This window comes from Lactobacillus sp. ESL0225 (assembly GCF_003692905.1).
GTDB classification, from domain to species: domain Bacteria; phylum Bacillota; class Bacilli; order Lactobacillales; family Lactobacillaceae; genus Lactobacillus; species Lactobacillus bombicola.
In genome coordinates, this window is record NZ_REHK01000010.1 from 141,881 (window position 1) to 156,908 (window position 15,028).

General features: G+C 35.4%; 14 protein-coding genes, 1 tRNA gene and 1 riboswitch. Of the genes, 4 read left to right on the plus strand and 11 right to left on the minus strand.

The window, feature by feature from the left end; translation table 11 throughout:
• Positions 1 to 24: 24 nt before the first annotated feature.
• The 8 genes from rsmA to trpS all read right to left on the minus strand — a co-directional run bounded on the left by rsmA (position 25) and on the right by trpS (position 9,406).
• Entirely contained in the window at positions 25 to 912 is an 888-nt protein-coding gene (rsmA, locus tag F5ESL0225_RS06745; RefSeq protein WP_122048124.1) for a 16S rRNA (adenine(1518)-N(6)/adenine(1519)-N(6))-dimethyltransferase RsmA, read from the minus strand.
• Positions 905 to 1,471 carry a ribonuclease M5 gene (rnmV, locus tag F5ESL0225_RS06750; protein ID WP_122048125.1) on the minus strand — a complete coding sequence of 189 codons (567 nt, stop codon included), beginning with the start codon at positions 1,469 to 1,471 and terminating at the stop codon, positions 905 to 907. Before rnmV ends, rsmA begins: the two co-directional genes overlap by 8 nt.
• Positions 1,458 to 2,225, minus strand: coding sequence for a TatD family hydrolase (locus tag F5ESL0225_RS06755; RefSeq protein WP_122048126.1), 768 nt, complete (start codon positions 2,223 to 2,225; stop codon positions 1,458 to 1,460). Before F5ESL0225_RS06755 ends, rnmV begins: the two co-directional genes overlap by 14 nt.
• Positions 2,225 to 4,198, minus strand: a complete 1,974-nt coding sequence (gene metG, locus F5ESL0225_RS06760) for a methionine--tRNA ligase (RefSeq protein ID WP_122048127.1) — start codon at positions 4,196 to 4,198, stop codon at positions 2,225 to 2,227. Before metG ends, F5ESL0225_RS06755 begins: the two co-directional genes overlap by 1 nt.
• 109 nt (positions 4,199 to 4,307) lie before the next feature.
• Positions 4,308 to 6,998, minus strand: a complete 2,691-nt coding sequence (gene mgtA / locus F5ESL0225_RS06765; protein ID WP_122048128.1) for a magnesium-translocating P-type ATPase — start codon at positions 6,996 to 6,998, stop codon at positions 4,308 to 4,310.
• A 96-nt stretch (positions 6,999 to 7,094) separates the two neighbouring features.
• Positions 7,095 to 7,259: riboswitch (M-box (ykoK) riboswitch) on the minus strand.
• Between the two features lie 55 nt (positions 7,260 to 7,314).
• Entirely contained in the window at positions 7,315 to 7,917 is a 603-nt protein-coding gene (locus tag F5ESL0225_RS06770; RefSeq protein ID WP_122024939.1) for a TPM domain-containing protein, read from the minus strand.
• Positions 7,904 to 8,383 (minus strand): deaminase, encoded by a 480-nt coding sequence (locus tag F5ESL0225_RS06775; RefSeq protein ID WP_122022195.1) that lies wholly within the window; start codon positions 8,381 to 8,383, stop codon positions 7,904 to 7,906. The genes F5ESL0225_RS06770 and F5ESL0225_RS06775 overlap by 14 nt, the downstream gene beginning before the upstream one ends.
• A gap of 3 nt (positions 8,384 to 8,386) precedes the next feature.
• On the minus strand, positions 8,387 to 9,406 hold the full coding sequence (gene trpS / locus F5ESL0225_RS06780; RefSeq protein ID WP_122022196.1) for a tryptophan--tRNA ligase: 1,020 nt from the start codon (positions 9,404 to 9,406) through the stop codon (positions 8,387 to 8,389).
• A gap of 107 nt (positions 9,407 to 9,513) precedes the next feature.
• On the opposite strand from trpS, the gene F5ESL0225_RS06785 reads away from it, so the two are divergent.
• Positions 9,514 to 10,110: an SOS response-associated peptidase family protein gene (locus F5ESL0225_RS06785; protein ID WP_122022197.1), complete on the plus strand. Its 597-nt coding sequence runs from the start codon at positions 9,514 to 9,516 to the stop codon at positions 10,108 to 10,110.
• A gap of 59 nt (positions 10,111 to 10,169) precedes the next feature.
• Positions 10,170 to 10,240 (plus strand) — tRNA-Gly (locus F5ESL0225_RS06790).
• A gap of 130 nt (positions 10,241 to 10,370) precedes the next feature.
• On the opposite strand, the gene F5ESL0225_RS06795 is transcribed toward F5ESL0225_RS06790, so the two are convergent.
• Positions 10,371 to 11,033: a CPBP family intramembrane glutamic endopeptidase gene (locus F5ESL0225_RS06795; protein ID WP_122022198.1), complete on the minus strand. Its 663-nt coding sequence runs from the start codon at positions 11,031 to 11,033 to the stop codon at positions 10,371 to 10,373.
• A 236-nt stretch (positions 11,034 to 11,269) separates the two neighbouring features.
• Complete coding sequence (gene greA / locus F5ESL0225_RS06800) at positions 11,270 to 11,731, minus strand: transcription elongation factor GreA (protein ID WP_122022199.1); 462 nt, start codon at positions 11,729 to 11,731, stop codon at positions 11,270 to 11,272.
• A gap of 199 nt (positions 11,732 to 11,930) precedes the next feature.
• Between greA and F5ESL0225_RS06805 the strand changes: the two genes are divergently transcribed.
• Both F5ESL0225_RS06805 and F5ESL0225_RS06810 read left to right on the plus strand, forming a co-directional pair.
• Positions 11,931 to 12,353: an Hsp20/alpha crystallin family protein gene (locus F5ESL0225_RS06805; RefSeq protein WP_122022200.1), complete on the plus strand. Its 423-nt coding sequence runs from the start codon at positions 11,931 to 11,933 to the stop codon at positions 12,351 to 12,353.
• Positions 12,354 to 12,483: 130 nt separating this feature from the next.
• Positions 12,484 to 13,800: a C1 family peptidase gene (locus tag F5ESL0225_RS06810; RefSeq protein WP_122048129.1), complete on the plus strand. Its 1,317-nt coding sequence runs from the start codon at positions 12,484 to 12,486 to the stop codon at positions 13,798 to 13,800.
• Between the two features lie 279 nt (positions 13,801 to 14,079).
• On the opposite strand, the gene F5ESL0225_RS06815 is transcribed toward F5ESL0225_RS06810, so the two are convergent.
• A complete protein-coding gene (locus F5ESL0225_RS06815) occupies positions 14,080 to 15,018 on the minus strand; it encodes a nucleoside hydrolase (protein ID WP_122022202.1) in 939 nt (312 codons plus the stop codon).
• Positions 15,019 to 15,028 lie beyond the last annotated feature (10 nt).

Below are 15,028 nucleotides of genomic sequence, written 5' to 3' on the forward strand. Positions count from 1 at the left end.
TAAAGCTAAATCCAAATATTTTGGTTAATTCTTAATTTGTATGGCTCGGGCTAGGTCGACAAACTGGTCAATTGTCAATTGTTCTGGCCTAGTATGTAGGTCAACACCCAAGTTACTAATCAGTGCTTCCCGTTGGAAGGTATTAGGAATTAAAGTTTTTAAATTATTATTTAATGTTTTGCGTCTTTGGGCAAAACAACATTTGACTACCCAATTAAAATGTTTAATATTACCAACATCTGTTTTTTTAAGCAAAGGCTGCAAAACAACTACACTAGAATCAACCTTAGGTCTTGGAATGAAGGACTTGCTTTTTACCTGTAAGGCAAGGTTTACTTTCATTTGCGTTTGGACAGAGATTGTAAGTGGACCATATTCTTTAGTAGCTGGATGCGCACTAAGCCGCTCGGCTACTTCTTTTTGCATCATTAAAGTTAAACTGGAAAAATTTAACTTTGTATCATTTAAAAAGAAAATAATTGGCGTTGTAATATAATATGGCAAATTTGCCACTACTTTAACTGGTTGAGTTAAATCAAAAAAATCCGCCAAATCAGTAGCAAAATCCGCCTTTAAGATATCCTTAATCATAAGCTTAAAACGCTCTTTTATCGGGACACCATTGATTTTTGCAGGTAATTCATTTTGTAAAATTTCAGGCAAAGTTTCGTCGACTTCATAGGCAAAGACTTTTGCTCCTGCCAATAACAATTGTTCAGTTAATGAACCTATTCCTGGACCAATTTCAATTACTTGATCATTGGGCTTAATCTCTGCGGCTTGAACAATTCCTTCGAGAGCATCTAAGTCAACCAAAAAATTTTGGCCTAGATTTTTCTTAGCTCGTAAAAAATAACGATTAATAATGGCTTGGGTTCTTACACTTGAACCAATTGGCATATCACTATTCATTATTAACCTCCTCTACCACTTTCTCAAGTTGAGCACTAGTTACCCCAAAAGTTTGTAACCGTTTATAAAATTGTTGTGCATTCCCGTAACCTATTCGCAATTTAATTCCTACTTTTTCCCGTAATTTACGCGAATTTAAGTCACTAGCTAAACCTAATTTTCGATATATTGCTCTAGTCAAATCACTGCTTTGCATTTTACTTTCATGTAAATCACTCAAAGCTTTAGTCAACGTAGCCTTTGAGGCATGCTCAACTCCTAACGAATTTCTTTTTTTACGTGGTCGACCTTCTTGACGAGTGATAAATGCTTGCTTCGCGTTTGGCACTACTTCAGTAACCAATCGTCTAATCCGTTCTCCATTTAAATCAGGATCAGTTAAAACAATTATATCGCGCTTTTTAGCTAATTCTTTTAATTCTACTAAAACAGCATCTGGCACATCGGAACCGTTTGTTTCAATTGTTTCAATTCCCGGGAAAAATTGTTTTAACCTAATTGTGTCATCTTTTCCTTCAACAACAACTACTGCATTAAAATGTTTTTTAGTCAAGCCCATAAATCCTCATTGTATTAGCATAAGTTGCTTGAGCAACCTCTTGTATTGGTATACCTTTCAATTCAGCAACAGCTTGAGCAACATAATAAACGTTACCCGGCTCATTTTGCTTGCCTCTATAGGGCTTAGGTGTCAAAAATGGTGCATCCGTTTCAATCAGTAACCGATCTAATGGGGTATTTTTGACAGATTCGTGCACCTGCGTCGCTTTAGTAAAAGATGCCACACCTGAATAGGAGAAGTTAACATTTAAAGCTAAAAACTTTGCTAACCATTTAACGCTGCCATTAAAACTATGTAAGACTGCACCGTATTCTAGATTACTGTGCCGGAGAATTTCGTAACAATCCGCAAAAGCGTCACGCGTATGGATATCAACTGGCATTTTTAATTCATGGGCAACTTCAATTTGTCGAGCAAATACCTCTTTTTGCTTTTCTCGAGGCGTTTCGTCCCAATAATAGTCGAGCCCAATCTCTCCCATCGCTACCACACCAGGAGTTTGCAACTGCTCAATTAATAAGTCTTCAGCTTTTTGATTATAAGCTTTAGCAATATCAGGACAATAGCCAACCATTGCGTAAACTTGATCAAAACGTTGGCTTAAGGCAATTGCTTGTTGGTTAAAAGTAGGGTCTTGCCCAGCACAAATTACTTTGGTTACCCCTAATTTATGTGCACGTTCAAGGTAAAACTCTTCTTTTCCTTGAAAGGGTGTGTCTTGTAAATGGGTGTGATTATCAATTAATTCCATTAACCTAATTCTGCCCCAATTTCATGCTCATCACCAACAATAGCTAATTTTACTTGTCCTGCTTTTTCGCTAGATAAGAGCATGCCTTGACTAAGTTTTCCTAGCATCTTACGTGGTTTTAAATTAGTTACTGCCAGTACTTTTTTACCTACTAATTCACTTGCTTCTGGATAATATTTCCTAATTCCACTTAAAATTTGGCGTTTGCTTCCTGCACCAAAATCTAATTGGAATTGTAATAACTTATTAGAGCCCTTAACTGGCTCAACTGCTAAAATTTGCCCAACTTGAATTTTAATTTTAGCAAAATCATCAATTGTAATTTCTTTGCTTTGCTCCTTTTCACTGCGGGATTGCTTCTTGGGCTTAGCTTTTGCCATTTCATCTTTAATATATTTAATTTCTTCTTCTGGCTTTAGACGTGGATAAATTGGCTGTGCTTTCGCAACAACTTTAATATTCCAATTGTAGCCACCAAATGCAAGTTGCTTTTGCGCAGAATTATTCCAATCAAGTCCTAGTTGCTTGTATATTTCACCTGCAGTCCGCGTCATAATCGGTGCAATTAATAATGCAATAATACGTAAACTTTCTGCTAAATTAGCCATTACCCGCGCTAAATCATTCTTTTTATCTTCTTTATTTAAAATCCAAGGCGCTGTCTCATCAATGTATTTATTAGCACGACTGACTAATTGCCATATGTCATCAATTGCTTGCGTAAAGTGAAGCGTGTCCATTTCCTGTTGATAACTATTAATCATTTTATGCGCAGTTTCAGCTAAACTTTTGCCTAATTCATCTTGTTCACTAACTGGCTTAACAAGACCCTTTTGATACTGATTAATCATTGAAACGGTACGATTTAATAAGTTTCCTAAATCATTGGCTAAATCATAGTTAACTCGTTCAACAAAGTCTTCCGGTGTAAAAATACCATCAGAACCAAATGGTAATGCTCGCATTAAGTAATAACGTAAAGCGTCTACACCATAACGGCTGGTAATTGACTCCGGATAAACAGCATTACCCTTTGATTTAGACATCTTACCATCCTTCATTAATACCCAACCATGACCAATAATATGTTTAGGTAGCGGTAAATCAAGAGCCATTAACATAATTGGCCAATAAATTGTATGAAAACGAACGATTTCCTTACCGACCAAGTGAACATCAGCTGGCCAATATTTTTTAAACAAAGAATCATCAGTAGAGCCATAACCCAAGGCGGTAATATAGTTTGATAAAGCATCAATCCAGACATAAACAACATGCTTAGGATCACTTGGTACAGGAATACCCCAAGAAACTGTGGTTCTAGTAACCGACAAATCCTCTAACCCCGGCTTAATAAAGTTATTGACCATTTCCTTTTCGCGCGAATTAGGCAGAATAAATGCAGGATGATCTTGATAGTAGCGGTAAAGTCGCTCAGCATACTTGCTCATTTTGAAAAAATATGATGGTTCCTTAACTAGTTGAACCTCATGACCAGATGGTGCCTTGCCACCAACTACCTTGCCCGCAGTATCACGATAAACTTCAGTCAATTGTGACTCAGTAAAGTATTCCTCATCTTCAACTGAATACCAGCCAGTATATTCACCAAGGTAAATGTCACCTTGCTTTAACAAACGTTCAAATATTTTTTGAACGCCCTTAACATGTTGCTCATCAGTGGTGCGAATAAACTTATCATAAGAAATATCCAGGCTTTTCCATAATTTTTTGTAATCTGCTGCCATACTATCAACAAACTCTTGTGGTTGAACCCCTTGCTTTTCAGCTTTTTGTTCAATCTTTAGCCCGTGTTCATCAGTTCCAGTTAAAAAGAAAGTATCATAACCCTGACTACGCTTGTATCGTGCCATAACATCAGCAGCAATAGTAGTGTAGGCATTACCAATGGTCAGGCGGCCAGATGGATAATAGATTGGGGTCGTAATGTAAAAAGTTTTTTTATCAGCCATTTTCATTTTTCTCCTTAAGATTCGTATAATTCATTATATTATATAATATTACACCAACAAAAAAGAGAATTCCTCCTGGAATTCCCTTTTTAACCTTTAGCCATATTTTCTAAATTAGAAATTTTTCATCTTTTAAGTAAAAATGCTTTACCAAAGTCGTCAGTAAGATATAAAGGATTAAAATTCCTAAAATAATCCACATAAAGCTTAATGGCATCCTGCCAAAACCAAGCTTACCTGCTAAAGAGGAAAATGGAATCAATGTTCCGATAATCCCAGCACCGAAAGTAGACAAGACAACGGTTGTTGTAGCATGCTGCTTAATAAACGGCAAGCGCCGGTCACGCAAGGCATGAATAACCATTTCTTGTGTCCACAGTGATTCAATAAACCACCCTGTATGGAATAAGGCTATAAAAACTATTTTTTGACTAGGGCTAATTGCATTAAAGTTACCACCAACTAAATACGGACAAATTATAAAGTATAATAAGCCAAAAGTTAGAATATCAAAAACTGAAGAAGTTGGACCAAAGTAAAACATAAATTTTGGTAATTTCTTAGTCGACCAAATTCGTGGCTCTTTGAGATAATCATCAGACATTTCATCAAATGGTAATGATAAGCAGCTAGTTCCATATAATAAATCTAAAACCAATAGTTGCAAGGGCAGCATTGGTAAAAATGGTAAAAATGAGGACGCAACTAGAATCGATAAGATATTACCAAAGTTTGAAGATAGGGTAATCTTAATGTATTTAGTAGTATTACCAAAGACTTTACGTCCAATTCTAACACCTGTTTCTAAGACATTCATATCCTTATGTAGCAAAATGATATCGGCTGATTCTTTCGCAATATCTACAGCTGTATCTACTGAAATCGACACATCCGCCGCTTTCATTGCTGGTGCATCATTAATGCCGTCACCCATGTAGCCTACTGTATGACCATTTTGTTTCAACAAGTTGATAATCTTAGTTTTGTCTTCTGGTGATAACTTCACAAAAATATTACATTCTTCTACCATCTTTGCCAATTCATCCGGTTTTTTCCCTTCTAAATCAGCCCCAGAGTAAACTGTATCTACATTTAAGCCTACTTGTAGACCAATTGTTCGCGTAACTGCTTCATTATCGCCAGTTAAAATTTTAACTGTAATACCGTCTTCTTTAAGCTTTGCCAAAGCTGCTTTGGCACTTTCCTTTGGGGGATCAAGGAAGGCTAAGAAGCCACATAATATCAAGTCTTCTTCATCTTTAACAGAAAATTCTCCCACAGGAGCTGGATTACGCTTATAACCCAACATGATGACCCGCAATCCATCGCTATTCATTTCGTTAACTTTTTCCATTACTTTTTGTTTACGTTCTGGCGTTAACGGTAAAATTTGCCCATCGACTTCAATTTTAGTGGCAACAGCCATCATCTCTTCAGAGGCACCTTTAGTTACTAGCAAGTGTTCGCCATGTTCAAGATCAGCATTTTCAACGACTACACTCATTCTTCTTCTAGAAAAATCAAACGGAATTTCATCAATCTTATTATAATCACGTTGAATTTCATTAATATCTAATTCATCACCAGCTGCCTCAATGATTGCTTTATCAATCAAATTTTTCATTCCAGTCTGGTAATATGAGTTAAGATAACCTAATTCTAAAATATGGGGATTTTCATGTAAATTTAGATCATAGTGCCGTTCTAAAACTACTTTATCTTGAGTCAAAGTTCCTGTTTTATCAGTACACAAAATATCGGCTGAGCCAAAATTTTGAATCGAATTCATCTTTTTAACAATTGTGCCCTTTTTGGACATTTCAATTGAACCTTTGACTAAATTAGTTGTCACAATTACAGGCAGCATTTCTGGCGTCAACCCAACTGCAGTTGCAATTGAAAAAATTAAGGCATTAACCCAATCTCCCTTAGTTAAACCATTAATAATAAAAACCAATGGGGCAATAATAACCGTCATAATTATTAATAGCTTAGACACATTTTTAATTCCCACATCAAATGCAGTGTTTTTTACATCTTGATTTGAAATATCATGTGCCAGCTTGCCGAACATTGTCCGCTCACCTGTAGCAAATACAACACCAAGTCCAGATCCAGAAACAATCGTTGTCCCTTCATAAAGAATATTTGGGTAATCTAAATAATCACGATCTGCACCAATTTTAGGTTTCTTGGTTGCAATCTTTTCAACTGGATTCGATTCTCCGTTTAATGAACTCGATGAGCAAAATAAATCTTTACTCGTTAAAAGACGCATATCAGCTGGAACCATATCACCAGCTGCAAGCCGAATTACATCGCCAACTACCACTTCACTAGTATCAATTTCTTGATCCTTACCGTCTCTAATAATGTCAGTTGTAATTGAAACCATCTTTAAGAGTGAATCAACAGCATTTGATGATCTGATATTCTGAATGAAATTAGTTATCCCTGAAATAAAGACCATCGTTAACATAATTATTACCGTTGTTAAATCTTTTTCACCGGCTGGAACAAAAATATAATCGGTACATAATGATAAAAATGCTAAAACAATTAATACTAAACTAAAAGGAGTAATAAAAGCTTCTGTCAAAAAATGCAATTTAGAATTATGTTTGTTAGACGTAATTGTATTTGCACCATATTCTTCTCTATTGCGAACAGCTTGTTCACTTGTTAACCCATCACTGCTAGTATGTAGTCGTGCTAGTGTCTCAGTTCTACTTTCCTTAGCAATACTTTTAACCAGCTCTAAATCTTGGTTAGTAGCTGATTCATTGGCTTTTTTTAACATTATTCTCACTCCTTCTTTTCCAAAATTCAAACAAACTAAAAGGGAGCCCCAATCTGCTTTATCCGCTAGGCGCTCCCTCCTTTTAAACAAGGTATTATCAAGTACTCGTCGTTCAGTTTTAACACTACGTGACGTAAGCCTTAAGCTAGCTATCTGGTTAGCGCCTTAAATCGACGATAACTATTTGACTCATTGGCATCTCTGGATGTTTCTGAGCGATAGCATATGTTCACGTAGGAGTCTCACCTAACAGTTTATTTGTTTTATTTAATTAGCAAGTCGATAGTAACACACACGCTTAAGGTGGTCAATCCTTTTACTTATTTTTTATATGTAAATTACTTTTGAAAAAATACGCTAGACCAGCAATTACAATAACTAAAGCCATAGCAATCGGCAAAGCCAATCGATGCGGATGAATGACTTGCGCCCGTTCCTTACTAGTTAAATCATATTTATCAAGGGCATATTGGTAGCGTTGATCAATGGTCGTTGCACAAGCGCGAAAAACAAATCTCAAGCCCTTGTTAAATTCTTTTTTGTCCTTGCTAAGTAATGCGGCAGACTGTGATCGAATAATATTTCCCCGCACATCTGCTGTAAAAGCACCATGCAAATCCTTACTAGAATAAATTTGGACATTCCGCTTTTCTTTTTTGACCCCTACAACGATAAAGACAGTTTTTTTAGCCTTAGCTAAACGATGCGGCGTCAAATCATTTATTCGTTGAACCGTTTGCACCACAATCTGAGGTTGCTCACTAGTTTGTAAATACCGACCATTTTTAGCAACAATTAAATGGCTAGTTTCTTTATCTAACAGGTGACATTCATCCTTAATATTAGGATTAGAAAATGCGGTCATCGTTAAAAATAGACTAACTAATACAACTATAGAACTTAATTTAGTTTTCAACATCTTCAAGCTTATGTGCCAGCTGTTCAACATAGTTGCGATTAATTTTAATTTGCTCATAAGGAACCTCACAATCTTTAAAAAGCGCTATTGCCAAGGGATTATCATGATAATCAAAGTAATAATTTATCTTTTTAATACCCGCTTGAACTAAAGCCTTAGCACAATTATAACAAGGAAAATGTGTAACATAAATTTCCGTATGATCTGTTGAAACACCGTTGCGCGCACACTGAATCAATGAATTCATTTCTGAATGAATTGTTCGCACACAATGATTAGCAACAATTTGATGCCCAATATCATCGCAATGTGGCTCATTGGTAACTGACCCATTATAACCAGTTCCAATAATTCTATTATCTTTTACCAAAACACTGCCTACTAAGGCACGATCACAAGTAGAACGCTGCGCAATTACTAAAGCTTGCATCATAAAGTATTGTTTCCAAGGAATCCGATCACGCATTTTTTACCTCTTAAAGTAGTTTAAGCCAATTGCATCACGTACTTCAGACAATGTTTGATTTGCGACAATATTAGCTTGTTTAGAGCCTGCTTCGAGCATCTCATAAACCTCATCAATCTTTTCTTCATATTGGAGCCGACGTTCACGGATTGGTGCTAATTCCTGCTCTAATACTTTGTTTAAATATCGTTTTATTTTGACATCGCCTAATCCACCCTTTTGATAATCTTCCTTCAATTCTGCCACTTTGGCTGTATCAGAATCAAAAATATCAAGATAAGTAAAGACGATATTACCCTCAATCTTACCAGGGTCTTGTACATGAACATGCCCAGGATCAGTATACATCGACATAACTTTCTTTTGGACAGTTGCTGCATCATCTGAAAGATAAATTGCATTGCCCAAAGATTTTGACATCTTAGCATTTCCATCAAGCCCAGGCAATCTTCCCTGTCCTTTAATCGAAAAGTAACCCTTTGGTTCCACCAAAATATCACAATTATATATACGGTTAAAAGTTCGAACAATTTCTCTTGTCTGTTCCAACATTGGTTTTTGGTCGTCACCTACTGGTATAGTTGTGGCCTTAAAAGCCGTAATATCAGCAGCTTGTGAAACAGGATAATTCAAAAAACCTACTGGAATTGAATCATTAAACCCTTTTTGCTTAATTTCTGCCTTAACAGTAGGGTTTCGTTCCAAGCGACTAACTGTAACCAAGTCCATGTAATAGGCTGTTAATTCAAATAAGGCGGGAATTTGTGATTGAACAAAAATGGTTGATTTATCTGGGTTTATACCGACAGCCAAATAATCAAGCGCAACTTGAATTAAACTATTACGAACCTTTTCTGGATTACGTGCATTATCCGTAAGTGCTTGAGTATCGGCAATCATAATATATGGCTGATATTCACCAGAATCTTGTAATTTAACTCGATTTCTTAATGAACCAATATAATGTCCAACGTGTAATTTACCAGTTGGACGATCACCCGTAAGTAGTATTTTATTTTTCATTAGTATCCTCCTTGCCTAAAGTTGAAAAAAATTTTAAAATCTTTTTAATGCAGTAATTACAACTAATTCTACCAAAAATCAAGCCATGATAAAATACAGAGGATCAAATGTGTCATCAATTCCAAATACCAAGCTTAGCTGAAATCAAAAAATACTTAATTACCGATTTAAAATTACCATTAATAGAACCAGATTCGAATCTACCGCAAAATTCTAATATTTTTCCCAAAAACAAGGCCCCTGTACTCTTATATCAAAATAATCAGTTACTTTTAATTCCTAAAACTTGGGGCTATCCCAAGCCAATGAAACAAAATCAAGTTATTTTCAATGCTCGGATAGAGCGTTTCTTCAATCAACGTCCATCTATGTGGGATTCATCTTTTGCACGTAGACGATGCATCATTGTTACAAACTGCTTTTTTGAAACAGCACAGGAAACTTATATTACTAAATACGGTAAACAAGCACATGAACAATATAGTTTTCATAATTCTAACGAGCCCCTGACTTTAATTGCTGGTATTTACCAAAACGATTATTTTTCAATGGTTACTACCACCGCTAATCAAATAATGCAACCAATCCATGATCGGATGCCATTAGTTATTGAGCCAGATGAACTACGCCAGTGGTTATTTCAAAATTTTTCCGCACTAATTACGCGTGACGTAAATCTAGTTGCCACCAAAATGGTCCATTAACCATAAATTTTACCGAAAGTTGGTTTTTCTAAAAAACTATGGTAAAATATAGAAGAAATGCGGGTATAGTTTAATGGTAGAATGTTAGCTTCCCAAGCTGAAGATGCGGGTTCGATTCACGCTATCCGCTTAATACTATATAAAAAACGTAGGTCAATCCTAAGGGTTTAACCTACGTTTTTTATGTAATTTAATTCTTATAATTGGCCCCAAAACAGACCAAGCAATTTAGTTATCTTAAAATACATTGGTTCATAAATTTACGTCATAATTAAAAGTAAAACACCATTTAAAACAGATAAATAAATCGGCATCCATAAAGTTTGTGTATACAAATAAGACCAAGCAAAAATAGCGCCAAAAAAGAAATTAACTAATAATAATGTTGCTGAATTTTGCCAATTAAGCAAACTAAATAAAATTCCAGATGTAATAATCCCCCAAATAGCGGTAGGTACATTATCACGCCTAAAAGCATAGTTAAACAAAAAGCCAGTAATTAAAAACTCTTGTAATATCGGTAAAACTATTCCTAACGCAATCACAAAGAACCAATAATTTGCCACCCCTTCATGGTGCAAATATGTTGTTTGCAGACCGTACAACTGCAAGTGATTATACGATTGCAGCCAAGAAATACTGATTCTGAATACAGTAATTAGCAGGGTCATGCCAATAATAAGCGCAAAATTACTAATCCATGAACCGGCTAATCCCGGAGCAAAAAAGCGTTGCTCGCGATTAAAGCGATAAATAAAAAATAACAGAACCATTAAGGAAATTGTTGCAAATAAGATAAAATTCCAAACATGAATTGGCAGATTTTCAATAACTAGCTTGATTACGCCAGCTGTCATTAAATAGCCAATAAAATAAACAATATAGCGTATTAGGTTACCTTCTCTTGATGCTGGTGTATTCACAAAACTACCTCTATCTAACTAATTGTATACTCTCCAAAATCCATATTATAGCAAAAAAAAGTAATTTTATGAAATGACCATTAACTTTTCTTAAATAGCCAGCTTTTTCGACCATCCATTTCGATAAGATTTCTAATCCCTTCCTAGAAACTTAATATCTAAATTCAGATATGACACAACTAATTCCTAATAGGACACTATATTACTAACATTAAGTACGACTAAATAGGGTGTCTTTAATCGATTGCTTTAATTGTTACTTGATAGTTTCCCGCAGGAGCTATTACCTCTACAGTCGTATTTACAGTTTTTTTCATAATTGCTTGTCCCAATGGTGAATCAAAGGCAAGCTTACCCTTAGTGACATCGGCTTCCATCCGACCAACAATTTGGTATGTCTCAGTTTCTTTTTCTTGACCAATCTCAAGTGTGACTATTTTGCCTAAATCAACTTTACCATCAGTAGTTTTTTTAATAATTTCAGCATAATTCAACTGCTTATTTAAATAACGTAATCTACTTTGCAAATGTCCTAACTCGCGCTTAGCTTCAGTATATTCGGTATTTTCTGATAAATCACCTAATGCTCGAGCTGCCTGCAAAATTTTAATTCGTCTTGGACGCTCTTTTTTTAAACGAGCAATTTCCATCTCAATTTTTCGATAGCCTTCTGGGGTCATCTTCTGATAATAAGTCAAAACTTCTTCTCCTCATTTTTAATAATCCACAAGCTATAATCCTTATAATAAAAGGATAGCTATCACATAATTAGCACTAAAAAAATAAGAGTGCTAATTATTTTTATTTTTAAGAGCTGAATACTATAATAATAATTGTACAGAGGAATTGAAAGTCTTCTGTAATAAATTAATTTAATTTTGAAAGGAAGTTTTTACTATGACAAATGAAATGATAAATCGTCACAATGACTTTTTCGATGCAATGAATGATTGGTTTGATCTTCCGAGAAAATTTTTTGATGAGACTGAAATAACAAAATTAATGCAGTCTGATGTAGCTGAAAATGATCATGATTATGTAATTAATATTGATATGCCAGGTATGAATAAAGATGATATTAGCTTAAACTACAATAATGGTATTTTAAGTGTTGCTGGGTCGAGGAAAGCATTTAAGGATGTTTCCCACAATAGTAGTATTATTCACCGTGAAAGAAGTATTGGTCACATTTCTAGAAGCTTTAGATTGCCAAATGTCGCTGCTAATGAAATTAGTGCCAAATATGAAAATGGTGTTTTAACCGTCGTCTTACCAAAGCAAAGTACAGATAAAAATGATAATTCAATAAAAATTGACTAACTTAAATAACACAATTCTGACAAAACTATCAACCCTATAATTCCTAAAAACGAGTTCACTTATTGAACTCGTTTTTCTTTTAGATTAAAATATGAAGTGATTTAAAATTAAATTAAAAGGAGATTCACCTATGGGATACAAACTTACCTTACAAGAATTAGAAAAATTTTCAGCTGATTTTAATAAAAGCCCGCAAAATCAGGTTGTTGCTAGAGCTGCACAAAAAAGTGGTGTCTTGGCTGCTGCTTATAATGATCGGGTGCAAAATGAACTAACCCGCGTTTTTTCAACAGAATTAGCTACTGATAATGTAACCAATCAACGTCAATCTGGTCGCTGCTGGGAATTTGCGACGCTAAATATTTTACGTCATAATTTTGGGCAAAAGTATCATTGTAAAAACTTTACTTTTTCCCAAAGTTATAACTTTTTCTGGGACAAAATTGAACGAACTAATAATTTCTATAACTATATTATTGCAACAGCTAGTGAGCCACTCAATTCTCGTATTGTTAAAACCCATCTAAATAATGCTGGTGAAGATGGCGGGCATTTTCAAATGGCAACAGCCTTAATTGAAAAGTATGGTGTTGTACCTTCATATGCGATGCCAGAAAGCTTTAATGCAAATAATACAGCGGGCTTTGGCAAAGCCTTAGGCGATAAGCTTAAAAAAGACGCACTGGTTCTCCGCAAATTAAAACAAGCAGGAGAAGATGAAAAAATCAAACTCGTTCGTGAACAATTCCTAAGTGAGGTTTATCGAATGACAGCTATTGCTGTAGGAGAGCCACCTAAGAAGTTTGATTTAGAATATCGTGATGATGACAAAAATTATCACTTAGACAAAGAATTAACCCCACTAGAATTTCTACATAAATATATGGGCGATGTTGACTTTAACGATTATGTACTTCTAGCTAACGCTCCCGACCATGAATACAATAAACTTTATAGTTTGCCTGATGCCAATAACATTGATGGCACTTGTCACATTCAATGGCTCAATGTTCCCATTGAATACTTAGAACGTGCTAGTGTTAACCAGTTAAAGGATGGCGAAGCTGTTTGGTTTGGCAATGATGTTGGTGAGCAAAGTGATCGGCAAAAAGGCTATTTAGACAGCAACTTATATCAATTAAGTGACCTATTTGGGGTTGATTTAAAAATGTCAAAAGCTGATCGCTTGCGAACTGGTGCCGGCTACTTTAGTCACGCCATGGCTCTTGTTGGCGTCGACGAAGATCAGGGTCACATTCGCCAGTGGAAAGTAGAAAATTCCTGGGGTGAAAAAAATGGTGACAAGGGCTTTTTTGTAATGAACAATGAATGGTTTAAAGAATACGTTTATGAAGTTGCTGTTCATAAGAAGTATCTAACTTCTGAACAAATCACCTTAGCCGAAGGCTCTGCAACTGAATTACCAGCTTGGGATTCATTGGCTTAAGCCGGCGAGGATTCTAGTACAGATTGCTTCTAAAAAATTAGCCAGTTTTATAAATAAAAAGACTAACTCAGTATTTTATTGAGTTAGTCTTTTTGGTTGACTCCTAACTACTTGCTTACATTTTGCTTTTTCATCCTTGTATCTAGGTAGACTACTCTTCTAATTAACTATCTTCTCATTTTTGTACTAAATGATATAAATCGCTATAAGTAAGTATATATACTCACTTTATTTATAATAAGCAAAAAAACAGCTCTAAACTGGAACTGTTTTATAGTTTTACTTAGTCTGCATCATTAATTCATCAAACTTTTTAAAAAAGAAGTCCTTATCAGCTTTGGTTACTAAAGTAATCTCCCGCCCGTTTTCATCATCTTCCAAGCGACCCGCGGCATCACCCACGGTACGTACTTTAACTGTTCGCTTTTCCGAAGCTATAACCACTTCTGGATATAAAGCATTAATTGTCGTCAATACATCCCAAAAATAAAGTTGGGCACTTTGAATTGGAGGATTTACTAATAAGCTATATGCTTGACCTACTAAATCAACTACCGGATATTTTCTCAAACTTGCCCAGTGCATCTTAAGTCGATTGGTTAGTGGTAGTTCTTCACTACTCTCTAGTCCGATGACTTGCATTGGAATCTCAGATTGAAAGACTCGATCAACCGCAAATGGATCCCAAAAAGCATTCCATTCTTGTGTTCCATCAGCATTTACTTGTACCACATTTCCATGACCATCAAGTGAACCACCCATCCAAAATAAACGATCAATTTTTGTTTCAATTTTGGGATCAACTTCTAAAGCACGAGCTAAGTCAGTTAAAGGACCTGTCATAACTAAAGTAACTGGCTTAGCTGCCTTTCTTAGTTTATCAATCATATCTAAATGCGCTGGCTCAGCCGCTTCACCAGTTGTTATTTTTCCAGACTCATTTAGTAATGGTAGTGAATTAAAGGAATAAGATGCCGTACGCCACGCTTCTGGAAACTGGTTAACTGCCCGCGAATTCGACTTAGCAATCGCTAGCTTATCACCACGCAAATTAAATTGATCCGTCATTTTTCGACAAACTTCTACTGATGGCTCAAGATAACCATCGGCGTCAATTGCACTAACACCAAGTAGCTTAATCTCTGGTGCTTGTAATAGCAACAAATATGACACTAAGTCGTCAATATTGCCATCATGATTAAAATAAATTTCTTTCATTTTTATCTTC

Bases quoted from the DNA above. Each gene is read 5' to 3' on its own strand.
- F5ESL0225_RS06755 (WP_122048126.1), bottom strand. From the start codon at position 2,225: ATGGAATTAATTGATAATCACACCCATTTACAAGACACACCCTTTCAA.
- F5ESL0225_RS06785 (WP_122022197.1), top strand. From the start codon at position 9,514: ATGTGTCATCAATTCCAAATACCAAGCTTAGCTGAAATCAAAAAATAC.
- mgtA (WP_122048128.1), bottom strand. From the start codon at position 6,998: ATGTTAAAAAAAGCCAATGAATCAGCTACTAACCAAGATTTAGAGCTG.
- trpS (WP_122022196.1), bottom strand. From the start codon at position 9,406: ATGAAAAATAAAATACTACTTACGGGTGATCGTCCAACTGGTAAATTA.
- F5ESL0225_RS06775 (WP_122022195.1), bottom strand. From the start codon at position 8,383: ATGCGTGATCGGATTCCTTGGAAACAATACTTTATGATGCAAGCTTTA.
- rnmV (WP_122048125.1), bottom strand. From the start codon at position 1,471: ATGGGCTTGACTAAAAAACATTTTAATGCAGTAGTTGTTGTTGAAGGA.
- rsmA (WP_122048124.1), bottom strand. From the start codon at position 912: ATGAATAGTGATATGCCAATTGGTTCAAGTGTAAGAACCCAAGCCATT.
- F5ESL0225_RS06810 (WP_122048129.1), top strand. From the start codon at position 12,484: ATGGGATACAAACTTACCTTACAAGAATTAGAAAAATTTTCAGCTGAT.
- F5ESL0225_RS06815 (WP_122022202.1), bottom strand. From the start codon at position 15,018: ATGAAAGAAATTTATTTTAATCATGATGGCAATATTGACGACTTAGTG.
- metG (WP_122048127.1), bottom strand. From the start codon at position 4,198: ATGGCTGATAAAAAAACTTTTTACATTACGACCCCAATCTATTATCCA.
- F5ESL0225_RS06805 (WP_122022200.1), top strand. From the start codon at position 11,931: ATGACAAATGAAATGATAAATCGTCACAATGACTTTTTCGATGCAATG.
- F5ESL0225_RS06770 (WP_122024939.1), bottom strand. From the start codon at position 7,917: ATGTTGAAAACTAAATTAAGTTCTATAGTTGTATTAGTTAGTCTATTT.